This window comes from Pseudomonas sp. LBUM1662 (assembly GCF_059695915.1).
In genome coordinates this window covers 63805-88393 of sequence record NZ_CP166793.1, presented here as the reverse complement: position 1 = coordinate 88393, position 24589 = coordinate 63805, and the positions used below count along the sequence as shown (strand labels likewise).

Annotated in this window: 26 protein-coding genes; 14 read left to right on the top strand and 12 right to left on the bottom strand. The window is 59.9% G+C overall.

Annotation, left to right across the window (positions count from 1 at the left end; translation table 11 throughout):
* Positions 1-2: 2 nt before the first annotated feature.
* Positions 3-647 (bottom strand): phosphatase domain-containing protein, encoded by a 645-nt coding sequence (locus ACA049_RS00420; protein ID WP_497332265.1) that lies wholly within the window; start codon positions 645-647, stop codon positions 3-5.
* Between the two features lie 183 nt (positions 648-830).
* On the opposite strand from ACA049_RS00420, the gene ACA049_RS00415 reads away from it, so the two are divergent.
* From ACA049_RS00415 to ACA049_RS00405, 3 genes are all read left to right on the top strand, one after another.
* Entirely contained in the window at positions 831-1889 is a 1059-nt protein-coding gene (locus tag ACA049_RS00415; RefSeq protein ID WP_497332263.1) for a PA0069 family radical SAM protein, read from the top strand.
* 243 nt (positions 1890-2132) lie between these two features.
* A complete protein-coding gene (locus ACA049_RS00410) occupies positions 2133-2864 on the top strand; it encodes a carbonic anhydrase (RefSeq protein WP_497332261.1) in 732 nt (243 codons plus the stop codon).
* A gap of 91 nt (positions 2865-2955) precedes the next feature.
* On the top strand, positions 2956-4482 hold the full coding sequence (locus ACA049_RS00405) for a SulP family inorganic anion transporter (RefSeq protein ID WP_497332259.1): 1527 nt from the start codon (positions 2956-2958) through the stop codon (positions 4480-4482).
* Between the two features lie 96 nt (positions 4483-4578).
* Here ACA049_RS00405 and ACA049_RS00400 read toward each other — a convergent pair whose 3' ends face one another.
* On the bottom strand, positions 4579-5229 hold the full coding sequence (locus ACA049_RS00400; protein WP_008152480.1) for a hypothetical protein: 651 nt from the start codon (positions 5227-5229) through the stop codon (positions 4579-4581).
* 371 nt (positions 5230-5600) lie between these two features.
* Here ACA049_RS00400 and coxB point away from each other — a divergent pair, with 371 nt between their 5' ends.
* From coxB to ACA049_RS00380, 4 genes are all read left to right on the top strand, one after another.
* The gene (coxB, locus tag ACA049_RS00395; RefSeq protein ID WP_497332257.1) at positions 5601-6728 is read left to right on the top strand and encodes a cytochrome c oxidase subunit II; all 1128 of its coding nucleotides are present in this window, start codon (positions 5601-5603) and stop codon (positions 6726-6728) included.
* Positions 6729-6810: 82 nt separating this feature from the next.
* The gene (gene ctaD, locus ACA049_RS00390; RefSeq protein ID WP_497332255.1) at positions 6811-8397 is read left to right on the top strand and encodes a cytochrome c oxidase subunit I; all 1587 of its coding nucleotides are present in this window, start codon (positions 6811-6813) and stop codon (positions 8395-8397) included.
* Positions 8398-8523: 126 nt separating this feature from the next.
* Positions 8524-9075, top strand: a complete 552-nt coding sequence (locus tag ACA049_RS00385) for a cytochrome c oxidase assembly protein (RefSeq protein ID WP_497332253.1) — start codon at positions 8524-8526, stop codon at positions 9073-9075.
* Between the two features lie 25 nt (positions 9076-9100).
* Positions 9101-9988 (top strand): cytochrome c oxidase subunit 3, encoded by an 888-nt coding sequence (locus ACA049_RS00380; protein WP_497332251.1) that lies wholly within the window; start codon positions 9101-9103, stop codon positions 9986-9988.
* A gap of 4 nt (positions 9989-9992) precedes the next feature.
* Here the strand turns inward: ACA049_RS00380 and ACA049_RS00375 are convergent, their stop codons facing one another.
* Complete coding sequence (locus ACA049_RS00375) at positions 9993-10196, bottom strand: twin transmembrane helix small protein (RefSeq protein ID WP_094469789.1); 204 nt, start codon at positions 10194-10196, stop codon at positions 9993-9995.
* A 70-nt stretch (positions 10197-10266) separates the two neighbouring features.
* On the opposite strand from ACA049_RS00375, the gene ACA049_RS00370 reads away from it, so the two are divergent.
* The 5 genes from ACA049_RS00370 to ACA049_RS00350 are packed head-to-tail and all read left to right on the top strand — an operon-like array spanning position 10267 to position 14175.
* The gene (locus ACA049_RS00370; protein ID WP_497332249.1) at positions 10267-11007 is read left to right on the top strand and encodes an SURF1 family protein; all 741 of its coding nucleotides are present in this window, start codon (positions 10267-10269) and stop codon (positions 11005-11007) included.
* Positions 10973-11566, top strand: coding sequence for a PA_0111/PP_0108 family redox-active disulfide protein (locus tag ACA049_RS00365; RefSeq protein WP_497332247.1), 594 nt, complete (start codon positions 10973-10975; stop codon positions 11564-11566). Before ACA049_RS00370 ends, ACA049_RS00365 begins: the two co-directional genes overlap by 35 nt.
* Before the next feature lie 10 nt (positions 11567-11576).
* Positions 11577-12656, top strand: a complete 1080-nt coding sequence (locus ACA049_RS00360) for a COX15/CtaA family protein (protein WP_497332245.1) — start codon at positions 11577-11579, stop codon at positions 12654-12656.
* A complete protein-coding gene (gene cyoE / locus ACA049_RS00355) occupies positions 12644-13543 on the top strand; it encodes a heme o synthase (RefSeq protein WP_497306773.1) in 900 nt (299 codons plus the stop codon). Before ACA049_RS00360 ends, cyoE begins: the two co-directional genes overlap by 13 nt.
* On the top strand, positions 13540-14175 hold the full coding sequence (locus ACA049_RS00350) for an SCO family protein (RefSeq protein ID WP_497332244.1): 636 nt from the start codon (positions 13540-13542) through the stop codon (positions 14173-14175). The genes cyoE and ACA049_RS00350 overlap by 4 nt, the downstream gene beginning before the upstream one ends.
* Before the next feature lie 148 nt (positions 14176-14323).
* Here ACA049_RS00350 and ACA049_RS00345 read toward each other — a convergent pair whose 3' ends face one another.
* The 3 genes from ACA049_RS00345 to ACA049_RS00335 form a co-directional block, all read right to left on the bottom strand.
* Entirely contained in the window at positions 14324-15094 is a 771-nt protein-coding gene (locus ACA049_RS00345; protein WP_497332242.1) for a MetQ/NlpA family ABC transporter substrate-binding protein, read from the bottom strand.
* A gap of 74 nt (positions 15095-15168) precedes the next feature.
* Complete coding sequence (locus tag ACA049_RS00340; protein WP_497332240.1) at positions 15169-15843, bottom strand: methionine ABC transporter permease; 675 nt, start codon at positions 15841-15843, stop codon at positions 15169-15171.
* A complete protein-coding gene (locus tag ACA049_RS00335; RefSeq protein WP_497332238.1) occupies positions 15843-16850 on the bottom strand; it encodes a methionine ABC transporter ATP-binding protein in 1008 nt (335 codons plus the stop codon). Before ACA049_RS00335 ends, ACA049_RS00340 begins: the two co-directional genes overlap by 1 nt.
* 260 nt (positions 16851-17110) lie before the next feature.
* On the opposite strand from ACA049_RS00335, the gene katE reads away from it, so the two are divergent.
* A complete protein-coding gene (katE, locus tag ACA049_RS00330; protein ID WP_497332236.1) occupies positions 17111-19249 on the top strand; it encodes a catalase HPII in 2139 nt (712 codons plus the stop codon).
* 120 nt (positions 19250-19369) lie between these two features.
* On the opposite strand, the gene ACA049_RS00325 is transcribed toward katE, so the two are convergent.
* Genes ACA049_RS00325 through zur form a run of 4 tightly spaced genes read right to left on the bottom strand, consistent with a single transcriptional unit; the run spans position 19370 to position 22172 of the window.
* On the bottom strand, positions 19370-20086 hold the full coding sequence (locus ACA049_RS00325) for a PA5502 family lipoprotein (protein ID WP_497332234.1): 717 nt from the start codon (positions 20084-20086) through the stop codon (positions 19370-19372).
* Between the two features lie 37 nt (positions 20087-20123).
* Positions 20124-20912, bottom strand: coding sequence for a zinc ABC transporter permease subunit ZnuB (znuB, locus tag ACA049_RS00320; protein ID WP_017341765.1), 789 nt, complete (start codon positions 20910-20912; stop codon positions 20124-20126).
* Positions 20905-21690 (bottom strand): zinc ABC transporter ATP-binding protein ZnuC, encoded by a 786-nt coding sequence (gene znuC / locus ACA049_RS00315; RefSeq protein WP_462029415.1) that lies wholly within the window; start codon positions 21688-21690, stop codon positions 20905-20907. Before znuC ends, znuB begins: the two co-directional genes overlap by 8 nt.
* Entirely contained in the window at positions 21690-22172 is a 483-nt protein-coding gene (gene zur / locus ACA049_RS00310) for a zinc uptake transcriptional repressor Zur (protein ID WP_438659832.1), read from the bottom strand. Before zur ends, znuC begins: the two co-directional genes overlap by 1 nt.
* Positions 22173-22238: 66 nt before the next feature.
* Between zur and znuA the strand changes: the two genes are divergently transcribed.
* Positions 22239-23159 (top strand): zinc ABC transporter substrate-binding protein ZnuA, encoded by a 921-nt coding sequence (znuA, locus tag ACA049_RS00305; protein ID WP_497332232.1) that lies wholly within the window; start codon positions 22239-22241, stop codon positions 23157-23159.
* A gap of 118 nt (positions 23160-23277) precedes the next feature.
* Here the strand turns inward: znuA and ACA049_RS00300 are convergent, their stop codons facing one another.
* Positions 23278-24228: a homoserine kinase gene (locus tag ACA049_RS00300; RefSeq protein ID WP_497332230.1), complete on the bottom strand. Its 951-nt coding sequence runs from the start codon at positions 24226-24228 to the stop codon at positions 23278-23280.
* A gap of 58 nt (positions 24229-24286) precedes the next feature.
* Positions 24287-24577 (bottom strand): DUF2782 domain-containing protein, encoded by a 291-nt coding sequence (locus tag ACA049_RS00295; protein ID WP_438659829.1) that lies wholly within the window; start codon positions 24575-24577, stop codon positions 24287-24289.
* Between the last annotated feature and the right edge of the window lie 12 nt (positions 24578-24589).

The window sequence follows — 24589 nt, the reverse complement described above, 5'->3', positions numbered from 1 at the left end:
GCTTATTCGACGTGGGCAGATTGGAACCAACTCTTCATCGAGCACGCCGCAAACGGGCTGGTGCTGCAATCGCCGTTGGCTAGCGCGGTACGAAGCTTGTCGGCATCGGCCTGCATCATGTAACGCACGCCGTCCTTGAAATGGGTGCTGTCACCGAAACCGCCCTGAGTCATTTCGTTCAGGGCATCTTCCTTGCTCCAGCCTTGCACCACCACCCGATACATCGCCGCCATCAGGCCGGTGCGATCCGAACCGTGCTTGCAGTGCATCAGCACCGGGCCATTGGCCTCGGCAGTCTGGATGGCACGAAGCGCTTTGAGCACTTGCGCATCATCCACATGATTGGTGCGATAGGGCAGCTGCACCTGAGCAATGCCCGGTGTGGACAACCAACTTGAATCCGACTCGGGCAGGAAACTGATAACGGTCGCGACATTGAGTTTCTTCAACAACGGTACGGCCCCACTGTCGGGCAACGCACTGCGGTACAGCGTCGGGGACATTTGATAGAGGTTGTATTGCACCTCGACCGATTGGGCCCATTCCGCCGGGCGGGGCACATCCGCTTCATCTGCGCGGGCCAGGGTCAGATTGAGCAATGCGATGATCGAAAGACACATCGCGGAGAAAAGGCGCGGTAGGAACATGCTCGAGGGTGACCCTTCGGGAATTGAGGAGAGCCTCCAGATTCACCCTTCAGCGGTCAAAGGCCTGTGAGGCCATCGTCAAAGAATCGTGAATCCACCCCTTCGCATGCAGATGCCGAACGGCACTGGTCGCCGTGCCACATCTCGAATACTGTATGCACATACAGCAAAGAGTATTGAGCCATGAGCACGCCCTTGCCACCTCGCGGCCGCGGCACCGCCACCAACCCGCACAACCGCTTCGCGACGAATCGTTCGGTCGCCGAGGATGACGGCTGGTATCAGGAAGCACCGATCACCCAAGGCACGGAAGTACGCATCGAAACGGCGAAAACCATCATCACCCGCAACAATTCGCCGGACTTGCCCTTCGATCGTTCGATCAATCCCTATCGCGGTTGCGAGCATGGTTGCATCTACTGCTATGCGCGCCCCAGCCACGCCTATTGGGACATGTCACCCGGACTGGATTTCGAAACCAAACTGATCGCCAAGACCAACGCCGCCGATGTGCTGGAAGAACAGCTGTCCAAGCGCGGCTATCAATGCGCGCCAATCAACCTGGGCTCCAACACCGATCCTTATCAGCCAATCGAGCGCGAACACAAAATCACTCGCCAGACCCTGGAAGTGCTGCTGCGTTACCGGCATCCGGTGACCATCATTACCAAGGGCTCGCTGATTCTTCGGGATCTGGACCTGCTAGCCGAACTCGCCGAGCAACGGCTGGTGGCGGTGATGATCAGCCTCACCACTCTGGACGATGAACTCAAACGCATCCTCGAACCGCGCGCCGCGGCACCCAAAGCCCGGCTGCGGGCCATCCGGGTGATGCGCGAAGCCGGGATCCCGGTGGGCGTGCTGTGTTCGCCGATGATTCCGATGATCAACGACAGCGAACTCGAAAGCCTGCTCACCGAGGCGCATGCCGCCGGCGCCCAGAGCGCGGCCTATATGATGTTGCGTCTGCCGCTGGAAGTGGCGCCGCTGTTCGAAGAATGGCTGGCCGCCCACTATCCGCAGCGCGCCGCGCATGTGTTGAGCCTGATCCGCCAGAGCCGTGGCGGTGAACTCTACGACAGTCGATTTGGCGCCCGGATGCGCGGTGAAGGGCCGTTTGCCGATCTGTTGGCGCAACGTTTTGCCAAATCCATCAAACGCCTGGGGCTCAATCGCCGCGAAGGTTTTAATCTGGATTGCGATGCCTTCTGTCCGCCGGGTCGCCAGATGTCATTGATTTGAGGACAATTGGCCTATCGTTGAGTAGTGGGAAAAGCACTCTGCCATTAGGCTGGTCACGTTTTCTGTGACCTGGAACACACGTCCTAGAGCGCTTGATTCAGTTTGAGTTAAGTTTCGACAGATACCTTGTTCATCGAGTGACTGACGGGTCGAGATGTTCGACCTGGATGTTTTTTAAACAGCCACTGGCTTCACACCGGACAAAACGGGAAAATTCCCTGAATCCGCCAAAGAGGATGAATCATGAGTGACAAGGATAAACAGCCGTTGGCTGCGTCGGCTTCAGCCCAACCCGAGGCGGAAACCGCCGATGCAGCGCTGAAGCATATCGTTGACGGCTTTTTGCATTTTCATCACGAAGTTTTTCCCCAGCAGGAAGAACTCTTCAAAAAACTCGCCACGGCCCAAAGCCCTCGAGCGATGTTCATCGCCTGCGCCGATTCGCGCATCGTTCCTGAGCTGATCACCCAAAGCTCCCCTGGCGACTTGTTCGTAACCCGCAACGTCGGCAACGTTGTGCCGCCTTATGGGCAAATGAACGGCGGTGTTTCCACGGCCATCGAATACGCGGTCCTGGCCCTCGGCGTACAGCACATCATCATTTGCGGGCACTCCGACTGTGGCGCGATGCGTGCCGTGCTCAACCCGCAAAGCCTGGAAAAAATGCCCACGGTCAAAGCCTGGCTGCGTCATGCGGAAGTGGCGAAAACCATGGTCCAGGAAAACTGCCATTGCGCTGACGAAAGCGAAAGCATGCACGTCCTCACCGAAGAGAATGTGATCGCTCAGCTTCAGCATTTGCGCACGCACCCTTCCGTGGCCTCGCGCATGGCCAACGGTCAGCTGTTTATCCATGGTTGGATCTACAACATCGAAACCAGCGAAATCAGAGCTTACGACGCCGACAAAGGGTGTTTCCTGCCGCTCGATGGCAGCCACCCGATTCCGGTGGCGACGCCCAAAGCGCGCTTCTAAATCCTCCTAAACCTCCGTGTGGTTTTAGCCGAGGCTGCTGATTGAGCAGCCCGGCATCGCCACGCCTGAAGAAAACTTCGGGAGAGTCACCATGCGTGCTGCTCAACTTAAAGCTGTTCTGCCACGGGAGCTGCTGGCGTCCGTGGTTGTGTTTCTGGTCGCCCTGCCCTTGTGCATGGGCATCGCCATCGCCTCGGGTCTGCCACCGGCCAAGGGTTTGATCACCGGGATCATCGGTGGTCTGGTGGTGGGCTGGCTTGCCGGTTCACCGCTGCAAGTCAGTGGCCCGGCGGCGGGTCTGGCGGTGTTGGTGTTCGAACTGGTGCGCCAGCATGGCATTGCCATGCTCGGGCCCATCCTGCTGCTGGCGGGTTTTCTGCAATTGATGGCCGGGCGCTTCAAGCTGGGTTGCTGGTTTCGGGTTACGGCGCCTGCGGTGGTGTACGGCATGCTCGCCGGGATTGGCGTGTTGATCGTGCTCTCACAGGTGCATGTGATGCTCGATGCCGTGCCCAAGCCCTCAGGGCTGGATAACCTCGCAGCCTTCCCGGCGGCCGTGCTCCAGGCCTTGCCCTCCCTTGGCTGGCAAGCCGGTTTGTTGGGGCTGTCGACGATTGCAGTGATGTGGCTGTGGGAGAAATTCCGCCCCCATTCCCTGCGTTTCATTCCCGGCGCGTTGCTTGGCGTAGGTCTGGCGACGGTCGCCAGCCTGATGCTCGCCTTGCAGGTCAAACGCGTGGAAGTCCCGGCCAACCTGGCGGAGGCCATCGACTGGCTGAAGCCTGCCGACTTGCTCAATCTGGCCGATCCGACCTTACTGATCGCCGCGTTCGCCGTGGCCTTCATCGCCAGTGCCGAAACGTTGCTCTCCGCGGCGGCTGTGGACCGCATGCACAGTGGCCAGCGCTCGGACTTCGATCGGGAACTGTCGGCACAAGGCGTTGGCAACATGCTCTGCGGTCTGCTGGGCGCGTTGCCGATGACCGGCGTGATCGTGCGCAGCTCGGCCAACGTGCAGGCCGGCGCCACCACGCGGATGTCGGCGATCTTCCACGGTCTGTGGCTGCTGGCTTTCGTGTTGCTGCTGTCCAGCGTGCTGCAAAGCATTCCGGTGGCGAGCCTGGCGGGCGTGTTGGTGTACACCGGTTTTAAACTGGTCGACCTCAAGGCCTTTCGCGGTCTGGGCCGTTATGGCCGGATGCCGATGTTCACTTACGCGGCGACGGCGCTGGCAATCATCTTCACCGACTTGCTGACTGGCGTGTTGATCGGCTTCGGGCTGACCCTGGCCAAACTGGCCTGGAAAGCGTCGCGGCTGAAGATCAGCCTGATCGATCTGCCGGCGGTAGGTGAGATGGAGTTACGACTGACGGGGGCCGCAACCTTTCTCAAGGTCCCGGCGCTGACCCAGGTGTTGGGGACGATTCCCGCAGGCGTGACGGTGCATGTGCCGCTCAATAACCTGAGCTACATCGATCACTCGTGTCTGGAATTGCTCGAGGAATGGGGCCGGGCCAATGCGGCCAAAGGGTCGAAGCTGGTGATTGAAGCGCGGGGGTTGAAGCGCAGGCTTGAAGGGCGATTACGTACGACCACCGGAGTCGGTTCAGCAGCGTAGAAAACTCCCTGTAGGAGCGAGGCTTGCCCGCGAAGCTTTTGGCGTACTTGAGGACGCCTTCGCGGGCAAGCCTCGCTCCTACAGGGGGATGTTGCGTTACGCTGCGGGCTGATCCAGCTCCAGCCCTACACCCAACTGTCGCGACAGGCACGGCCAGCGCTTCCATGCAGCGCCGGTGTCCGGGCTGTTGAGTTTTTCGCGGTAGGCCTCCACGGACTCCAGCGCGAAACTGTCTTCATTAAGCATCTCATCCACAGCGTGATGCACCGCCTCATCCAGTTGATTGGCGAATTCCTCGCCGATCAGTTGGTGGGCAATCAGGTTGGCAACAGTCATGTCCAAGGGGATCAGTGGCTGGCCAAAATGCTTGATGTACAGGTCATTGACCTCTTCAACCAATCGATGCGCCAGATAGGCTTCGTCCAGCAGGCTGTCCAGCCCCACATGACCGGCCATGATTGCCGGAGGCTGGAGGAAGAACTGCTCGGCGATTTTCAGCACCGGTTTGATCTGTGATTCGATGCCCGCTTCCCTGGCGACTTCATTGGCTGCGTCCAGCAGGTCTGGCACTTGCTCTATGTACGCGGCCACAAAACGCGTCATCACGCCGTTGGCGTCTACATCCGGCAATTGGATGGCGGAGTGAAGGTGTGGCAATTGAGTTTCAAGCTGACGAGTCAGCAGGCCGGTTTCGGCCTCGTGTTGTTGGGCTTTTTGGATCTGCTCGCGCAATGCGGCGGTGTTCATGAAAACTCCAGGAAACAAAGGCAATGAAATAGGGAAGACATAACTTAGCTGGCTTATGAAAAATGCTAAGACGCATTTGTCATAATTGTTTCATCCTTGAGACGCCTCCGTTATATCGATTTGCCACCACTCGTCTGCATCCTTCTCCATTCGTGACCTTGAACGCAAGTCCCAGCTGTTTCAGATCATTTACGCCATCACGTTGCGAGGTAGCAGTCGCTGTCTATACTCGGGTGGGAATGGAGTTAGCTGATGACGCCCGACTGCACACGCAGCAAGGCTCGGCGATTCAAGTTCGTAGTCTGAAAAAGCCGCTCCCTTGCCGCAGGTGAAAGCCGGCGGGATAACAAGAACGATAAGGGGAACCCGCAATGATGCGACATCCACACGTCTGGATGGGCCTCCTGTTGTGGTCGATTTTCAGTCAGGCGCAAGCCGCCTGGACTGTGAATATGGCGCCGGGAGCGACTGAAATCAGTCACGCAGTATTTGACCTGCACATGACCATTTTCTGGATCTGTGTAGTGATCGGCATCATCGTCTTCGGCGCCATGTTCTGGTCGATGATGGTCCACCGCCGCTCCACGGGGCAGGTGGCCGCAAAATTTCATGAAAGCACCACCGTCGAAATCCTCTGGACCATCGTGCCCTTCCTGATCCTGGTGGCCATGGCGGTTCCTGCGACGGCCACCCTGATCAAGATGTACGACGCCAGTGAGCCGGATATCGATATCCAGGTCACCGGCTATCAGTGGAAGTGGCACTACAAATACCTGGGCCAGGACGTCGAGTTTTTTAGCAACCTGACAACCCCCGCCGACCAGATCCACAACAAGGAAACCAAAGGCGAGCACTACTTGCTCGAGGTCGACAAGCCTTTAGTGCTGCCGATTGGCGCCAAGGTGCGTTTCCTCGTGACGTCCGCCGACGTGATCCACTCTTGGTGGGTGCCAGCCTTCGCGGTCAAGCGCGATGCGATTCCGGGGTTCGTCAACGAAGCCTGGACCCGCGTCGACAAGCCCGGCATCTACCGTGGCCAGTGTGCCGAACTGTGCGGCAAGGACCACGGCTTCATGCCGATCGTGGTCGAGGTCAAGGAAAAGGCCGACTACGAAAAATGGCTGGGCGAGCGCAAGGCCGAAGCCCTGCAGCTTAAAGAACTGACCAGCAAGGAATGGACCCTCGACGAGCTCAAGGAGCGCGGCGACAAGGTCTATCACACCACCTGCGTCGCCTGTCACCAGGCCGAAGGTCAGGGCTTGCCGCCAATGTTCCCGGCGCTCAAAGGCTCGAAAATCGCCACCGGACCGAAAGAAGGTCACCTGAGCATCGTCTACCACGGCAAGCCAGGCACTGCGATGGCGGCGTTCGGCAAGCAGCTCTCGGAAGTCGATATCGCGGCGGTCGTGACCTACGAACGTAACGCCTGGGGCAACAACAAAGGCGACATGGTCACTCCTAAAGAAGTGCTGGAGCTGAAACAGGCGGAAAGCAAATGACCCGGTCTATTGCGCAACCAAGGAACCGGTCGGGGCAGCGCGCCCCGGCCTGCCCAGCCCATCTGTTTGCAGGAGACACGCCATGAGCGCCGTCATCGATGACCATGGTCATGCCGATCACGCCCACGGTCCCGCCAAAGGCCTGATGCGCTGGGTGCTGACCACCAACCACAAGGACATCGGCACGCTGTACCTGTGGTTTGCGTTTTCCATGTTCTTGCTCGGCGGCTCGTTCGCGATGGTGATTCGCGCCGAGCTGTTCCAGCCCGGACTGCAGATCGTCCAGCCGGAATTCTTCAACCAGATGACCACCATGCACGGTCTGGTCATGGTGTTCGGTGCGGTGATGCCGGCGTTCGTCGGCCTCGCCAACTGGATGATCCCGTTGATGATCGGCGCGCCGGACATGGCCCTGCCACGGATGAACAACTTCAGCTTCTGGCTGTTGCCGGCGGCGTTCATCCTGTTGGTGTCGACTCTGTTCACCCCCGGCGGCGGACCGAACTTCGGCTGGACGTTCTACGCCCCGCTGTCGACGACTTACGCACCGGAAAGCGTGACCTTCTTCATCTTCGCCATCCACCTGATGGGGATCAGTTCGATCATGGGCGCGATCAATGTGATCGCCACCATCCTCAACCTGCGCGCCCCCGGCATGACGCTGATGAAAATGCCGCTGTTCGTCTGGACCTGGCTGATCACCGCGTTCCTGTTGATCGCGGTAATGCCGGTGCTGGCCGGGTGCGTGACGATGATGCTGATGGACATCCACTTCGGCACCAGTTTCTTCAGTGCCGCCGGTGGTGGTGATCCGGTGTTGTTCCAGCATGTGTTCTGGTTCTTCGGTCACCCCGAGGTGTACATCATGATTCTGCCGGCCTTCGGGGCCGTCAGCTCGATCATCCCGACCTTCTCGCGCAAGCCGCTGTTCGGCTACACCTCGATGGTCTATGCCACGGCGAGCATTGCGTTCCTGTCGTTCATCGTCTGGGCGCACCACATGTTCGTGGTCGGCATTCCGCTGGTGGGCGAGTTGTTCTTCATGTACGCCACGCTGCTGATCGCGGTGCCGACGGGCGTGAAGGTGTTCAACTGGGCCAGCACCATGTGGCAAGGCTCGCTGACCTTCGAGACACCGATGCTGTTCGCGGTGGCGTTCGTGATCCTGTTCTCCATCGGCGGCTTCTCCGGACTGATGCTGGCCATCGCCCCGGCGGACTTCCAGTACCAGGACACCTACTTCGTGGTCGCACATTTCCACTACGTATTGGTGCCGGGGGCGATCTTCGGGATCTTCGCCTCGGCGTATTACTGGCTGCCGAAATGGACCGGCCACATGTACGACGAAACCCTCGGCAAGCTGCACTTCTGGCTCTCGTTCATCGGCATGAACATGGCGTTCTTCCCGATGCACTTCGTGGGGCTGGCAGGCATGCCGCGACGGATTCCGGACTACAACCTGCAATTCGCCGACTTCAACATGGTGTCGTCGATCGGCGCGTTCATGTTCGGCACCACGCAGATCTTCTTCCTGTTCATCGTGATCAAAACCATTCGCGGCGGCCCGCCAGCACCGGCCAAACCGTGGGATGGCGCGGAAGGCCTGGAGTGGAGCATCCCGTCACCGGCGCCGTATCACACCTTCACCACACCGCCGGAAGTGAAATGAACACCCAACCCTATGTGGGAGCGGGCTTGCTCGCGAAGAACGATGACGCGGTCTTTCTGACGGACCGCGGCGCCTGCTTCGCGAGCAAGCCCGCTCCCACAGGTTCCTCGGCAGAGGTTAAGCACTATGGCTGACTCGATTTCGATGAAGAAGCTGGTCACCCGACTGCTGCTGGTGGTGGTGGCGATGTTTGTCTTCGGGTTTGCCCTGGTGCCGATCTACGACGTGATGTGCAAGGCGTTTGGCATCAACGGTAAAACCGCCGGGCAGTATGAAGGCGAGCAAACGGTCGACACTTCGCGGCAAGTGCGCGTGCAGTTCCTGTCGACCAACGCCGCCGACATGTCATGGGATTTCTATCCCAAGAGTGACGAGCTGACGGCCAACCCGGGGGCGGTGAACGAGATGATTTTCATCGCGCACAACCCGACTGACAAGCCGATGAGCGCGCAAGCGGTGCCGAGCATCGCGCCGAGCAATGCCGCGGCGTATTTCCACAAGACCGAATGTTTCTGCTTTACCCAGCAAGTGCTGCAGCCCGGTCAACGGATCGAGATGCCGGTACGTTTCATCGTTGACCGCGACATGCCCAAGGAAGTGAAGCACCTGACGCTGTCCTACACGCTGTTCGATATCACCGCCCGACATCCCCCGGTGGCTGTAAACACTGGCGGCTGAGCGTGCCCGATAAGGAGAACAATAAATGGCAACTCATGAACACTATTACGTACCGGCCCAGAGCAAATGGCCGATCATCGCCACCGTCGGTATGTTCGTCACCGTGTTCGGCCTGGCCACTTGGTTCAACGACCTGAAGGCTGCGCGGCCGGAATCCCACGGCCCGCTGATCTTTTTCGTCGGCGGCCTGTTGCTGGCGTACATGCTGTTCGGCTGGTTCGGCACGGTGATCAAGGAAAGTCGCGGCGGGCTGTACAGTGCACAGATGGACCGCTCGTTCCGCTGGGGCATGAGCTGGTTCATCTTCTCGGAGGTGATGTTCTTCATCGCCTTCTTCGGCGCACTGTTTTATGTGCGGCATGTGTCCGGTCCGGCGCTTGGCGGCGAAGGTGCCAAAGGCATCGCACACATGCTGTGGCCGAACTTCCAGTTCACCTGGCCACTGTTGAACAACCCCGACTCGAAACTGTTTCCACCGCCCAAGGACGTCATCAGCCCCTGGGGCTTGCCGCTGCTCAATACCGTGTTGCTGGTGAGCTCCAGCGTCACCGTGACCATCGCCCACCACGCCTTGAAAAAGGGCCATCGCGGTGCGCTGAAAATCTGGCTGGCGATCACCGTGTTGCTGGGCTGCGCGTTCCTCGGTTTTCAGGCCGAAGAATACATCCACGCCTATCACGAGCTGGGCCTGACCCTGGGTTCGGGCATCTACGGCGCAACGTTCTTCATGCTCACCGGGTTCCACGGCGCCCACGTCACCATCGGCACCATCATTTTGTTTGTGATGCTGATGCGGATCATGCGCGGGCACTTCGATAACGAGCACCAGTTCGGGTTTGAAGCGGCGAGTTGGTATTGGCACTTCGTGGACGTGGTGTGGATCGGGCTGTTCGTTTTCGTCTACGTGCTCTGAGGCTTTACCAAGGCGCTGTAGAGACCAACTGGCCGCTGAAAAAACCCCAGGCAATCAATCCGACGGTGATGGCGGCCAGGGCAACACGCACACTCAAGGCAATGACGAGGCGGTTCGAGCTGCTGTCGTCCTTGACCAGAAAAAACAGGCCGCTGAACAGGCTGACAACCGTGGCAATCAGCATCAGGACGATGGCTGCTTTGAGCATGGTGAGACTCCGGGGGAAAGGCGATGCACTTGAGTATAGCTATCGCAACCAGCGACTTTCTGGCGACGCCATGAAGCGCTTCCGGCCGGGCATCGTGCCGACCCTGGTGGTCGCTATTCTGCTGCCCATGCTGGTGTCACTCGGGTTCTGGCAATTGAGCCGGGGCGCGGAGAAAAGCGCGCTGCTGCAAAGCTACGCCGAGCGTCGGACGGCTGAACCGATGCCCAGCACCGCGCTGCAACACACTGAAGATCCGGCTTTTCGTCGGGTCCGGCTGCACGGCCAGTTCGATGCCATGCACAGCCTGCTGCTGGATAACCGCCAGCGCGACGGCAAGGTTGGCGTCGAACTGCTACAACCGTTTCAGGATCAGGCAACCGGGCTCTGGCTGCTGGTCAATCGCGGCTGGCTGCCGTGGCCGGACCGGCGCACCCCGCCTCAGTTCACGACCCCGACTCAGACCCTGAGTCTCGATGCCTGGGTCTATGTCTCCCCCGGCGCCACTTTCCAATTGCACGCCGACCCGAGCACCACCACCTGGCCCCAACTGATCACTGCCGTCGAACCGGCCAAGCTGTGGACGGCCCTCGATCGTGACGGTTTTGCCTACGAATTACGCGCAGAAACCGGACCCGCGTCCTACCAGGCCGATTGGCCGGTGGTGGCGATGGGGCCGGAAAAACATATCGCTTATGCCGTGCAGTGGTTCGCCATGTCGATCGCCCTGTTCGGCCTTTATCTCTATCTCGGCTGGCACAACGCAAAGGAGAAACACCATGGGAGCGGCCATGAATCCACCCAGCATGTCTGAGGCGAAAACGCCGGCGAGTCGGCGCAAGGGCCGGTTGCAGTTATTGCTGATCGTGCTGGGGGTGATCGGTCCGATGATCCTCGCCACCGGCATGTACAAATTGCAGTTCTGGGTGCCGGATGGCCGCAGTTATCACGGCGAGCTGATCGGCAACGGCCAGACCCGCGCCGACCTTGGCGTACAAGCGCAGGAGGATCGCTGGCAATTGCTGGTGACGGCGCCCAAGGAGTGTTCGGTGGACTGCCAGCAGCTGGTTTACCTGGCGCGGCAGATCCAGATCGGCCTCGGCCGCGAGGCCGGGCGCGCCAGTCACGCTTTGGCCGCGGCTCAACCACTAAGCAGCGATTACGACGCCAAACTGACCCGCGAATACCCGCAACTGCAACGCTACCCAATGGACCTGACCACTTTCAGTAAAACCGCAGGAGACAAGACCGCGCCACAACTGTGGATCATCGACCCCCACGGCAATCTGGTGCTGCGTTACGACCCGACGGTGAAGGGCAAGGACTTGCTCAACGACCTGCGCCACCTGCTGAAACTGTCGAACATCGGATAAGGGCATCGTCATGGCCAAACCTGGATTTCGCCTCGCGCTGTTTGCCACTTTGCTGGCACTGATTGTGGTGTTGCTCGGTGCCTACACCCGCCTGACCCACGCCGGCCTCGGCTGCCCGGACTGGCCGGGTTGCTACGGCTTTATCAGCGTGCCGAAGAGCGAAGCCCAGCTGGCCCATGCCGAATTGCACTTTCCCGATGCGCCGGTCGAAGCCCACAAAGGCTGGAACGAAATGGTCCACCGCTACTTCGCGGGCACCCTCGGGCTTTTGATCTCGGTGCTGGCCGGTCGTGCCTGGGTGCATCGCCGTCATCCGGGGCAACCGGTGAAGTTGCCGCTGTTTCTGCTGGCGGTGGTGATCGCCCAAGCGGCGTTCGGCATGTGGACGGTGACGCTCAAGCTCTGGCCGCAGGTGGTGACCGGGCATCTGCTCGGCGGTTTTGCGACCCTGAGCCTGCTGTTTTTGCTGACCTTGCGTCTGTCCGGCGTATTGCCAGCGCTGACCGTGCCCCGACGTTTGCAGCACTGGGCAACGGCCGGGTTGCTGCTGGTGATCCTGCAAATCGCCCTCGGTGGCTGGGTCAGCTCCAACTACGCGGCGGTGGCCTGCATCGACTTCCCGACCTGCCACGGGCAATGGCTGCCACCGGCTGATTTCGCCAACGGCTTTCACCTGACTCAACACATCGGCCCCAATTACCTCGGCGGGCAACTGGACAGCGATGCCCGCACGGCGATTCATCTGACTCACCGTATCGGCGCGATGCTGGTGACGCTGGTGCTGCTGGGTCTGGCCTGGCAGCTGAAAGTAGTCGGCATGACACGTCTGGCGGGGCTGGTGCTGATCGCCCTCGCCGCGCAGATCACGCTGGGCATCAGCAACGTTGTCTTTCACCTGCCGCTGCCCGTCGCCGTCGCACACAACGCCGGCGGCGCAGCGCTGTTGCTGACGATGGTGCTGGTCAATTATCACGCGCGGACCAGCCTGGTTCGGGTCAAACAGCAATCCCCTGCGCGCTGGCGGTTCAGCCCGCGCAAACACTCAGCCGGGCCCATAACAATAAAAGGAGAGATGCCATGGCGACTCTGATCGGCGAACGTCACAGTCAGGCGATCTGGCGTGACTATCTGGAGCTGACCAAGCCGAAAGTGGTGGTGCTGATGCTCATCACCTCGCTGGTCGGCATGTTCCTCGCGACCCGCGCCGGGGTGCCGTGGACGGTGCTGGTGTTCGGCAATCTGGGGATCGCCTTGTGTGCCGGTGGTGCGGCGGCGGTGAACCATGTGGTGGACCGGCGTATCGATGCGGTGATGGCGCGCACGCATAAACGTCCCTTGGCCGAAGGTCGAGTGTCTCCGGCGGCGGCGCTGACGTTTGCCTTGGTTTTGGCGGTGCTGGGGCAAGCCGTGCTGCTGGCCTTTACCAACGCGCTGACGGCCTGGCTGACCCTCGCGTCCTTGCTCGGTTATGCGGTGGTCTACACCGGCTTCCTGAAACGCGCGACACCACAGAACATCGTTATCGGTGGCCTGGCTGGCGCTGCCCCGCCGTTGCTCGGCTGGACCGCTGCCACCGGGCATATCAGCGCCGAACCACTGTTGCTGGTGCTGATCATCTTCGCCTGGACCCCGCCGCACTTCTGGGCCCTGGCCATTCACCGCAAAGAGGAATACGCCAAGGCCGACATCCCGATGCTGCCGGTGACCCATGGCGAGCATTACACCAAGGTCCACATCCTGCTTTATACCTTCGTGCTGCTGGCCGTCAGCCTGATGCCGTACGTGATCCACATGAGCGGCATGCTCTACCTGATTTGTGCCCTGGGACTGGGCGCGAGGTTTCTGCAATGGGCCGTGGTGCTGTACCGTGGCACTCGGCCGCACGCGGCGATCAACACCTTCAAGTACTCTATCTACTACTTGTTCCTGCTGTTTATCGCGCTGCTCGTAGACCACTACTTACTGTTGAACCTATGACTCGAACTCAGAAAACCGTCTTTATCCTCGTCGCCCTGATCGCGCTGGTTCTGGGCCTGACCATCAACAAAGTGCTGTCCGGCAAAGGCCAGGGCGACCCGACGGCATTGATCGACGCCGGGATCATCTTGCTGCCGCAAAGCCGTAACCTGCCGAACGTGACGATGACCGATCAGGACGGCAAACCCGTGGCAGTCAACGAGCTGAAAGACAAGTGGTCGCTGCTGTTCTTCGGCTACACCTTCTGTCCGGACATCTGCCCGACCACCCTCGCCCAACTGCGCCAGATCAAAAGCGAACTGCCGCCAGAGGCTGTGGCCAAGTTGCAGATCATCCTGGTCAGCGTCGACCCGAACCGTGACACGCCCAAGCAGCTCAAGCAGTACCTGGGTTACTTCGATCCGCAATTCCAGGGGCTGACGGCGACGTCGGTTGAAGATATTCAGAAACTGGCCAATGCGGTGAGCATTCCGTTTATTCCGGCGGATACCAGCAAGCCGAATTACACGGTTGATCACAGCGGCAACCTTGCGGTTATCGGGCCGGACGGGACACAGCGTGGGTTCATTCGCGCACCGTTGAATAACGCCAAGTTGGTGGCACAGTTACCGGTGATGCTCAGCCGCAAATAAACGACATACCCTTGTAGGAGCCAGGCTTGCCGGCGAAGGCGCCCGTGAGATCGCCTTCGCCGGCAAGCCTGGCTCCTACAGGGCTCGGTATTTCGGGCATAAAAAATGGGGCGCATTCAATGCGCCCCATTTTTGTTAAAGCGTTAAATCAGAACGCCGGCAATACCGCGCCTTTGTACTTCTCGAGAATGAAGGCTTTCACTTCCGGGCTGTGCAGGGCAGCCACCAGTTTCTTTATGTCTTCGCTGTCCTTGTCGTCCGGGCGGGCAACGAGGATGTTCACGTAAGGCGAGTCGTTGCCTTCGATGACCAGCGCGTCTTTGGACGGATCAAGCTTGGCTTCCAGCGCGTAGTTGGTGTTGATCAGCGCCAGATCGACCTGGGTCAGCACGCGAGGGATGGTCGCAGCTTCCAGTTCGCGGAATTTCAGGTCCTTGGTGTTCTCGGTGATGTCCTTGACCGTCGAGAGGATGTTGTTCGAATCCTTCAACTTGATCAGGCCGGCCTTGGCCAGCAGCAACAGCGCACGGCCGCCGTTGGTGGCGTCGTTCGGGATCACCACGTTGGCCCCGCCTGGCAGTTCGGTCAGTGCTTTGTACTTGCTGGAGTAAGCGCCCAGCGGTTCCAGGTGCACACCGGCAACGGCAATCAGGTTGGTGCCCTTGGCCTTGTTGAACTCATCGAGGTACGGCTGGTGCTGGAAGAAGTTGGCGTCCAGACGTTTTTCGGCAACCTGCACGTTCGGCTGGATGTAGTCGGTGAAGACTTTGACCTTCAGGTCCACGCCTTCTTTGGCCAGGGCCGGTTTGACGAATTCGAGGATTTCGGCGTGCGGAACCGGGGTGGCTGCGACAGTCAGGGTATCCGCGTGAGCGGAAAACGCTGCAACGGCTGCGAACGCGACGAGTAGTTTTTTCATTCAGCTAACTCCATGTGGGCGCCCGTTCGGCGCCTGCCAGCGAATGGCCGGCTCATGCATTTAATGACAAAAGCTTATTTACGTGAAAAGTGTACGACCAGCTTGTCGCCGACGGTTTGCAGCACTTGCACCAGCACCAGCAGCAACATCACGGTCACGACCATCACATCAGGCTGGAAACGCTGGTAACCGAAACGGATCGCCAGGTCGCCCAGGCCTCCCGCGCCGACCACACCCGCCATCGCCGTGTAGGACACCAGTGTAATGGCTGTCACCGTAATCGCCGCGAAGATGCCCGGGCGGGCTTCCGGCAGCAAGGCGTTGGTGATGATCTGCCGGGTCGTGGCGCCCATGGCCTGGGTGGCCTCGATGATGCCGCGATCCACTTCACGCAGAGCAGTTTCCACCAGGCGCGCGAAGAAAGGCGTAGCGCCAATCACCAGCGGCGGAATCGCACCGGCAACCCCGAGGGACGTGCCGGTGATCAGCACGGTGAACGGGATCATCACGATCAGCAGAATGATGAACGGCAGCGAACGCAGAATGTTCACCATCAGCGACAGCATCGCGTAGATGCCTTTGGCTTCCAGCAACTGACGCGGGCTGCACAGGAACAACAGCACGCCCAGCGGCAGGCCGAGCAGAACGGTGAACAACAACGAACCGAACAGCATCAGCAAGGTATCGCCGGTAGCCAGCCAGATTTCAAACCAGTCGATGTTGACGAAGAAACTTGTCAGGACTTCCATCAGCGCAGGACCTCCATGTGGACGTCAGCCGCGGTGAAGTGGGCAAACGCCGCCTCCATGTCGCCGCCAGTGACGGCCAGGGTCAGTTGCCCGTAAGGGATGTCTTTGATGCGGTCGATACGACCGGCCAGGATGCTGTAGTCCACACCCGTTTCCCGAGCGACGGTACCCAGCAACGGCGCGTAGGTCGCTTCGCCCTGGAACGTCAAACGCACGATGCGACCTGGCACGTGAGAGAAATCGTCACGCTGTTCGCTTTCGTCGATCTGTTCGTCTTCTTGCACGAAACGTTTGGTGGTCGGGTGCTTGGGATGTAGAAACACCTCGGCGACCGAACCTTGTTCGACGATCACACCCGCGTCCATGACCGCGACCTGGTCGCAGACCCGGCGGATCACGTCCATCTCGTGGGTAATCAGCACGATAGTCAGTTTCAGCTCGCGGTTGATCTCGGCCAGCAGTTGCAGGACCGACGCCGTGGTCTGCGGGTCCAGGGCGCTGGTGGCTTCGTCGCACAGCAGGATTTTCGGCTTGGTCGCCAGGGCGCGGGCAATGCCGACACGCTGCTTCTGGCCGCCGGACAACTGCGCCGGGTACTTCTTGGCGTGGTCAGACAAGCCAACACGCGCCAGCAACTCGGCGACACGCAGGTCGATCTCGCTGCGCGACAGCTCACCGGCCAGGGTCAGCGGCAGCGCGACGTTGTCGGCCACGGTCTTGGAGGCCAGCAGGTTGAAGTGCTGGAAAATCATCCCGACCTGCTGGCGGAAGCGTCGCAGGCTGTTGGCGTCGAGCGCCGTGACTTCTTCGCCGTCGACGATGATCTTGCCGCCACTGGATTCTTCCAGGCGATTGATCAGACGCAGCAGGGTACTTTTTCCCGCGCCGGAATGACCGATCAGGCCGAAAACCTGACCGTTCTCAATCGTCAGACTGGTCGGGTGCAGGGCGGGGATATCCTTACCGGCGACGCGGTAGGTTTTGTGGACGTTTTGAAACTCGATCACGTAGCGAACCTTGTGGGGCGCGTTGGAAAAGGATCAGCGGTTAGCCGGGCGCGCATTTTAGCCTGTCCGTATAGAGGTTATTAGCATTTATTCCGCATTCAACCTTCCATTTGGCAATAACGCGATCAAAGGTTAGAAAAAAGGAACGGCTGAAAACCTCGCCAGTCACTAATTAGGCAACTCGAACCGCCAGGTGCCGTGCCTGGAACATTGCTCACAAGTCCGGCTAGGACGAAATCGCAACGAGGAGTTTAAGACTGATGAGTACCAAGAAACCTGCCACACCTAAAAGCGCCCTGGCCGGGACCAATACCCTGGACCGCGGCAACACCAATACCAAGCTGGAAAGCCTGGAAAAATTCCGCTCCGACGCCACCGACCAGGCCCTGCGAACCAATCAGGGCGTAAAGATCTCGGACAACCAGAACACTTTGAAAGTCGGCGCTCGCGGCCCGTCGTTGCTGGAAGACTTCATCATGCGTGAAAAAATCACGCACTTTGACCATGAGCGGATCCCGGAGCGCATCGTTCACGCCCGCGGCACCGGCGCCCATGGCTTCTTCCAGACCTATGAGAATCACTCGGTGCTAACCAAGGCCGGTTTCCTACAGGATCCGGGTAAAAAAACACCAGTCTTCGTGCGATTTTCCACGGTGCAAGGCCCACGCGGGTCAGGCGATACCGTGCGGGACGTACGAGGTTTCGCCGTGAAGTTCTTCACCGACGAAGGCAACTTCGACCTGGTGGGCAACAACATGCCGGTGTTTTTCATCCAGGATGCGATCAAGTTTCCTGACTTCGTGCACGCGGTAAAACCGGAGCCACACAACGAGATCCCTACCGGCGGCTCGGCTCACGACACCTTCTGGGACTTCGTTTCCCTGGTGCCGGAATCCGCGCACATGGTGATCTGGGCCATGTCCGACCGGGCGATCCCGAAAAGCCTGCGCAGCATGCAAGGCTTCGGCGTGCACACCTTTCGGTTGATCAACGCCGAAGGGAAGTCGCGCTTCGTCAAATTCCATTGGCGCCCTACCGCCGGCACCTGCTCGCTGGTGTGGGATGAAGCGCAGAAGCTCGCCGGTAAAGACACCGATTACCACCGTCGAGATCTGTGGGAGTCGATCGAGATGGGCGACTACCCGGAATGGGAATTGGGCGTGCAGGTCATCGAGGAAGAAAACGAACATAATTTCGACTTCGATATCCTCGACCCGACCAAACTGATCCCGGAAGAGCTGGTACCGATCACCCCATTGGGCAAAATGACCCTCAATCGCAACCCCGACAACTTCTTCGCTGAAACCGAGCAGGTTGCGTTCTGCCCGGGCCATATCGTGCCGGGCATCGACTTCTCCAACGACCCATTGCTGCAGGGGCGTCTGTTTTCCTACACCGATACGCAGATCAGCCGACTGGGCGGGCCGAACTTTCACGAGATCCCGATCAACCGTCCCGTAGCACCGTTCCACAACGGCCAACGGGATGCGCTGCATCGCACCACCATCGACAAGGGCCGCGCGTCCTACGAGCCGAATTCCATTGATGGCGGCTGGCCGAAAGAAACGCCACCCTCCGCGCAGGACGGTGGATTCGAGAGCTACCCTGAGCGCATCGACGCCAACAAGATTCGCCAGCGCAGTGAGTCGTTCAGCGACCACTTCTCCCAGGCGCGGCTGTTTTTCCACAGCATGAGCAAGCACGAGCAGGAACACATCATCTCGGCGTACAGCTTTGAGCTGGGCAAGGTCGAGCGTGAGTTCATCCGTGCGCGTCAGGTGAATGAGATCCTGGCCAATATCGACCTGGAACTGGCCAAGCGCGTGGCGCAGAACCTCGGCTTGCCGGCGCCGAAGGCTGGCACCGTCGAAGTGCGTAAAACGTCTCTGGACCGCTCACCGGCCTTGAGCCAGGCCAACCTGCTGCCGGCGGACATCAAAACCCGGAAAGTGGCGATTCTGGCGGCCAACGGCGTCGATGGTGCTGCGATTGATGCGATGAAAAAGGCGCTGAAGGCTGAAGGCGCGCACGCCAAATTGCTCGGCCCGACCTCTGCGCCCGTGACCACGGCCGACGGCAAGACACTGCCGGTAGACGCTTCGATGGAAGGCTTGCCTTCGGTGGCGTTCGATGCGGTATTCGTGCCCGGAGGCGCGGCGTCGATCAAGGCGTTGAGCGGCGATGGCGTGGCGCTGCATTACCTGTTGGAAGCGTACAAGCACTTGAAGGCGATTGCGCTGCATGGCGAGGCGAAGCAGTTGCTGGATGTGTTGAAGCTTGAGGTGGATGCGGGGCTGATCGTCGGGGCGGATGCCAAATTGATCAAACCGTTTTTCGCGGCGATCGGGCAGCATCGGGTTTGGGATCGGGAGCCGAAGGCCAAGGCGATTCCGGCTTAAAGCTTTGTATCGATAGGGAGGACGCCTTCGCGGGCAAGCCTCGCTCCTACAAGAGTCGTGTCGTTCGCTTGTGTTACGAACGACGCGATCCTTGTAGGAGCGAGCTTGCCCGCGAAGCTTTTAAGGTTTACGCGGACTCAGGACGATCTGCGCCGGAACGTTGCGCAGGATCTGCTTCTGCAGATTCATATCAAAATTCGAATCCAGCTTTTTCACCCGTTTGGTCAGCAAGGTAGCCAACCAAGGGTAATCCTGGGTGCGCGGCGCCTGAATGCTCACGTCACATTGATAATTCACCACATCAGCGGCGATCGCATCCAGTTGGCGGCGAAGCTTGGTCATATCGGTGAGGTTCAGCGCAATCGTGGTGCTTTCAGCGGTCGGATCAATCACCTTCGCCTGCGGTTTGGCCTCGGCAGCCAATAACGCCGCTTCAGCCCGGTCCAGCTCAGCTTTACGGGCATTGACGATGGCATTGTTGACCCCACCTGTCAGCGCCGGAGCCTTTGGCATTAACGCCCGGGCCCGAGCCAGCGCCGTAGCGGCCGCATTCACATCGCCCTTTTGCAACACGATCTGGCTGCGGCGCAGATAGGCTTCAGCCAATTGCCGCTGATATTGCACAAGGGATGGGTCGTCTGGCGACTGGGCTTGCAAGGTCGCCAGTTGATCTTCGGCGGTGGCCAGCTCGCTGCTGGCCAGGTTTTGTTCCAGCTGCGCGATGGCCGTGGCCCGTTCATCGGTCGCCTCAATGGTGGCCGATGGCGTGCTTTGGCAAGCGCCCAGTAGCAGCGAAAATGCGACAAGGAGCAGATAACGGGAGGCTAACAGCTTCATTCCTGCGACTCTCTATTTGCGCAAAAAACGAGCAAGTCTACACCCCTCGACGGGGCAGGACAAAACTCAGCAGAAACAGTGCGGCGGCCGTCACAACAATCGAGGGTCCCGCCGGGGTGTCCTTGAACCACGACAGTGCCAGCCCGCCACAGACCGCGAGCATGCCCAGCAGGCTCGCGCCCAGTGCCATCTGCTCCGGTGAGCGGGCGTGACGTTGTGCCGCAGCCGCCGGGATGATCAACAGCGAAGTAATCAGCAACACACCGACGATTTTCATCGCCACAGCGATCACCACAGCGATCAGCAACATCAGGGTCAGGCGCAGCGCCGGCACCGGCAGACCTTCCACCCTGGCCAGTTCTTCATGCACCGTGATCGCCAGCAATGGCCGCCATAACGTCACCAGCAAGGCCAGAACGGCAGCGCTGCCACCGAGGATCCAGGCCAGGTCGGTCGGGCTGATCGCCAACAAGTCGCCGAACAGATACGCCATCAGGTCGATCCGTACTTCGTGCATGAAGCTTAGTACGACCAGACCCAGAGAGAGCGTGCTCGGTGCGAGAATTCCCAAAAGCGTGTCGGACGCCAGCGGCTGGCGCTGTTGCAACGTCACCAGCAGCACCGCCAACAGCAAGCAGCCGACGGTGACGGCCACGGTCGGACTGACATCCAGCAGAAAGCCCAATGCCACGCCGAGCAAGGCCGCGTGGGACAAGGTGTCGCCGAAATAGGCCATGCGCCGCCAGACCACAAACGAACCCAGCGGTCCTGCGACCAGTGCCAAAGCCAGACCTGCAAGCAGGGCGTAGAGCAGAAAATCAGCCATGCTTGCAGCTATCTCCATGGACATGGGGTTGGGCCGTCGTGGCCGCGCTGACCACCGAACCATGCAGGTCATGGGCGTGGTCGTGGTGGTGGTGATAAATCGCCAGGCTTTGTGCGTTCTTTCCGAACAGCTCGACGAAAGCCGGATCGCCGCTGACCTGTTCCGGGTGCCCGGAGCAGCAGACATGGCGATTCAGGCAAACCACCTGGTCGGTGGTGCTCATGACCAGGTGCAAATCGTGGGAGACCATCAATACGCCGCAGCCGTGACGGTCGCGCAGGCGAGTGATCAGGCTGTAGAGCTCGGCCTGGCCGGCCACATCGACGCCTTGCACTGGTTCGTCGAGCACCAGCAGTTCCGGCTCGCGCAACAAGGCGCGAGCCAGCAGCACGCGCTGCATTTCGCCACCGGAAACGCTTTGCACCGGGCTGTCGATCACTTGCTCGGCGCCGACTTCCTTGAGTGCCGCCAAGGCCCTGGCGCGGTCCACGCCCGGCACCAGGCGCAAGAATCTCAGCACTGATAGCGGCAGCGTCGGATCGACGTGAAGTTTTTGCGGCATGTAACCGACCCGCAGTTTCGGCTTGCGCCAGACGCTGCCGCTGTCCGGCTTCAACAGACCGAGCACGGCGCGCACCAGCGTGGTTTTACCCGCGCCGTTCGGGCCGATCAACGTGACGATCTGCCCAGGCTCGACGCTCAGCTCGATGTTATCCAGCACGTTTTGCCCGGCAAAGGTGACGGCAACCTGCTCGAGGCGGATCAGCGCATTGCTCATCAAGCCCCCTGGCAACCCGAACAGACGCCAACCACTTCGACCGTCTGGCTTTCGACGACGAAACCGACGTCCTTGGCGCTGCTGATGATGGCGTCGCTGATGGATTTCTGTTCAAGCTCGATGGCGGCGTGGCATTCGCGGCAAATCAGGAACTGGCCCTGGTGGGCATGCTCCGGGTGATTACAGCCGACGAAGGCGTTCAGCGAGGAGATCCGGTGGACGAGGCCGTTTTCCAGCAGGAAATCCAGCGCGCGGTACACGGTTGGCGGCGCGGCGCGGCGGCCGTCCTGCTCGCTGAGAACCGCGAGAATGTCGTACGCACCCAATGGCTTGTGGCTTTGCCACACCAGTTCCAGCACCCGCCGACGCAAGGCGGTCAGGCGCAAGCCTTGGCGTGCGCACAAGGCATCGGCCTCCGACAGAGCGCTATGCACGCAATGAGAGTGGTCATGGGGACGGCTGGCAATCGGTGTTTTAGGCATGAGCGGCGACGAGTTTTGTGAGAGACGTTATTATGTTACCCGTTCTCGCCTCTTCGAGTGGTCATCGTGTCCCGACTTTTTTCTATCTTTGTCGTATTTGTCGCAAGTTTTCTGTTCATTGGCTCAGCTCAAGCCGACGTCAAAGTCCTTACCAGTATCAAGCCGCTACAGCTGATTGCCGCTGCGGTGCAGGACGGTGTGGCGATCCCGGAAGTGCTGCTGCCACCGGGCGCTTCGCCGCATAACTATGCCTTGCGCCCGTCCGACGTACGGAAGGTGCAATCGGTGGATCTGGTTTACTGGATCGGTCCGGACATGGAAGGTTTCCTGCCCCGCGTGCTGAACGGACGTACGCTGCCGAGCGTCGCGATTCAGGATTTGCCGGGACTGAAACTGCGCCGTTTCGCCGAAGACAGCCATTCCCACGCGGAAGAGGCCGATGAGCATGATCACGACCATCGTCCCGGCAGCCTGGACGCGCATTTGTGGTTGTCGCCAGTGAACGCCCGCGTGATCGCCAGCAAAATGGCCGCAGACCTGAGTGCAGCCGATCCAGCCAATGCCGCGCGTTATCAGAGCAATCTCAAAGCATTCGATGAGCGTCTGGATGCGTTGGACCTGCGCTTGAAAGCGCGGTTGGCGGGTATCGCGGGCAAACCTTACTTTGTGTTCCACGAGGCTTTCGACTACTTCGAAGACGCTTACGGCCTGAAACACACCGGCGTATTCAGCGTTGCCGCCGAAGTGCAGCCGGGTGCTCAACATGTCGCGGCGATGCGCACGCGCTTGCAGGAAGTCGGCAAGACCTGTGTGTTCAGTGAGCCGCCGCTGCGTCCGCGCCTGGCGGAAACACTGGTCGCGGGTTTGCCGGTGAAGTTGGCAGAACTGGATGCGCTGGGTGGCTACACACCAGCGACTGCTCAGGGGTATGAGCAGGTGCTGGAGAAGTTGGGGAATGATTTGGCGGGGTGTCTGGAGTCGTTGTAACCGCGGGATCTACGGCGGCCCATTCGCGGGCAAGCCTCGCTCCTACAGGATTTGTGTCGTTCGCAAAAATTGTAAAACGACACAAATCCGGTAGGAGCGAGGCTTGCCCGCGAAGCTCTTACAGGGCGAACGGCAACGGGGTGCTGACCTTCTGCCGCTGCGCCAAGCGCAGCTGAAACTCCATCGGGTCGTGAATCAACACGTCCTGCCCGGCGAACGACTCCGCGGCGATCAACCGTGACAACCAAAACCGCACACACGCCACGCGCAGCATGGTCGGCCACAACTCGGCTTCGGCTGCCGTGAACGGGCGCAACGCCGCATAAGCCCCGAGCAACGCTCGTGCTCGCGGCCCGTCGATCAGTCCGTCGTCATCCGAACACCAGTCATTCAAGGCAATCGCCACGTCGTAGAGCATCGGCCCCGAACAGGCGTTGTAGAAATCGATCAGCCCGGTCAGGTGCGTGCCTTCGAACATCGCGTTATCGCGGAACAGATCCGCGTGGATGTTGGCCCGTGGCAACGCCAGAATTTTCGTCTTCTGCTGCGTGATTTCGTCCAGTGTCCGTTGCAGCAGATCGCTTTGCTCGGCATTCAGGTGCGACAACAACTGCGTGCCCTCCTCCAGCATCCAGTCCAGGCCGCGATCGGTTTTGCGCTTGATCATGTTGGCCTGGGTCGCCAGGTGCAGATGGCCCAGCAACTCGCCGACCTGGGCGCAATGCTGCGCATTGGCTTCCTTGATGTGCTTGCCTGCCAGGCGAGGTTGCAACAGCGCCGGTTTGCCGGCCAGCTCACGCAAAGCCACGCCGTCAGTGGTGCGGAGCGCGTATGGCACCGGCAAGTCGGCCTCGTGCAGCACATCGAGCAGTTCGATGAAGAACGGCATCTCCTGAACCGGACCGCGCTCGACCAGGGTCAGGACAAATTCGCCCTGCTCCAGGCTGATGAAGAAATTGGTGTTTTCACTACCGGCGGCAATTCCCTGGAAATCAAGCAGGCGGCCGAGCCCGTATGGGGCGAGAAAGGTTTCCAGCTCGGGCCGAGCCAGCGGGGTGAACACAGACATGTTTAAACTGCCAGTACGGGCGCCGCTGCTTGAGCCAGCGCCGATTGAAATTAAGAAACTACTTCCACTCGAAGATCTTCCACGACGGAATCAGCATATCCGGCTGATCCGAGCGGATGAAGTTTGCATCTGTCCCGTCCGCACGCACCAGGAAATACGGTGGTGCGCCCTTCGGCGTGACCTTGATCGCGTACAGGAAACCGTTTTGGCGGTATTCCTGAATGACCTTGTCCCCTTCCGTGCGAATCGTGACTTCCGGCTCCGGTGTCGGCGCATCATCCGCCGCCATGACGGACAGTGGAACGGTTGCAAACAAGCCAGCCAGCAACAGGCGATTTAGTGTGCGCATGATAACCTTGTC

Excerpts from the sequence above, each read along its gene's own strand:
- ACA049_RS00420 (WP_497332265.1), bottom strand. The coding sequence starts at position 647 with ATGTTCCTACCGCGCCTTTTCTCCGCGATGTGTCTTTCGATCATCGCA.
- ACA049_RS00415 (WP_497332263.1), top strand. The coding sequence starts at position 831 with ATGAGCACGCCCTTGCCACCTCGCGGCCGCGGCACCGCCACCAACCCG.
- ACA049_RS00410 (WP_497332261.1), top strand. The coding sequence starts at position 2,133 with ATGAGTGACAAGGATAAACAGCCGTTGGCTGCGTCGGCTTCAGCCCAA.
- ACA049_RS00405 (WP_497332259.1), top strand. The coding sequence starts at position 2,956 with ATGCGTGCTGCTCAACTTAAAGCTGTTCTGCCACGGGAGCTGCTGGCG.
- ACA049_RS00400 (WP_008152480.1), bottom strand. The coding sequence starts at position 5,229 with ATGAACACCGCCGCATTGCGCGAGCAGATCCAAAAAGCCCAACAACAC.
- coxB (WP_497332257.1), top strand. The coding sequence starts at position 5,601 with ATGATGCGACATCCACACGTCTGGATGGGCCTCCTGTTGTGGTCGATT.
- ctaD (WP_497332255.1), top strand. The coding sequence starts at position 6,811 with ATGAGCGCCGTCATCGATGACCATGGTCATGCCGATCACGCCCACGGT.
- ACA049_RS00385 (WP_497332253.1), top strand. The coding sequence starts at position 8,524 with ATGGCTGACTCGATTTCGATGAAGAAGCTGGTCACCCGACTGCTGCTG.
- ACA049_RS00380 (WP_497332251.1), top strand. The coding sequence starts at position 9,101 with ATGGCAACTCATGAACACTATTACGTACCGGCCCAGAGCAAATGGCCG.
- ACA049_RS00375 (WP_094469789.1), bottom strand. The coding sequence starts at position 10,196 with ATGCTCAAAGCAGCCATCGTCCTGATGCTGATTGCCACGGTTGTCAGC.
- ACA049_RS00370 (WP_497332249.1), top strand. The coding sequence starts at position 10,267 with ATGAAGCGCTTCCGGCCGGGCATCGTGCCGACCCTGGTGGTCGCTATT.
- ACA049_RS00365 (WP_497332247.1), top strand. The coding sequence starts at position 10,973 with ATGGGAGCGGCCATGAATCCACCCAGCATGTCTGAGGCGAAAACGCCG.
- ACA049_RS00360 (WP_497332245.1), top strand. The coding sequence starts at position 11,577 with ATGGCCAAACCTGGATTTCGCCTCGCGCTGTTTGCCACTTTGCTGGCA.
- cyoE (WP_497306773.1), top strand. The coding sequence starts at position 12,644 with ATGGCGACTCTGATCGGCGAACGTCACAGTCAGGCGATCTGGCGTGAC.
- ACA049_RS00350 (WP_497332244.1), top strand. The coding sequence starts at position 13,540 with ATGACTCGAACTCAGAAAACCGTCTTTATCCTCGTCGCCCTGATCGCG.
- ACA049_RS00345 (WP_497332242.1), bottom strand. The coding sequence starts at position 15,094 with ATGAAAAAACTACTCGTCGCGTTCGCAGCCGTTGCAGCGTTTTCCGCT.
- ACA049_RS00340 (WP_497332240.1), bottom strand. The coding sequence starts at position 15,843 with ATGGAAGTCCTGACAAGTTTCTTCGTCAACATCGACTGGTTTGAAATC.
- katE (WP_497332236.1), top strand. The coding sequence starts at position 17,111 with ATGAGTACCAAGAAACCTGCCACACCTAAAAGCGCCCTGGCCGGGACC.
- ACA049_RS00325 (WP_497332234.1), bottom strand. The coding sequence starts at position 20,086 with ATGAAGCTGTTAGCCTCCCGTTATCTGCTCCTTGTCGCATTTTCGCTG.
- znuB (WP_017341765.1), bottom strand. The coding sequence starts at position 20,912 with ATGGCTGATTTTCTGCTCTACGCCCTGCTTGCAGGTCTGGCTTTGGCA.
- znuC (WP_462029415.1), bottom strand. The coding sequence starts at position 21,690 with ATGAGCAATGCGCTGATCCGCCTCGAGCAGGTTGCCGTCACCTTTGCC.
- zur (WP_438659832.1), bottom strand. The coding sequence starts at position 22,172 with ATGCCTAAAACACCGATTGCCAGCCGTCCCCATGACCACTCTCATTGC.
- ACA049_RS00300 (WP_497332230.1), bottom strand. The coding sequence starts at position 24,228 with ATGTCTGTGTTCACCCCGCTGGCTCGGCCCGAGCTGGAAACCTTTCTC.
- ACA049_RS00295 (WP_438659829.1), bottom strand. The coding sequence starts at position 24,577 with ATGCGCACACTAAATCGCCTGTTGCTGGCTGGCTTGTTTGCAACCGTT.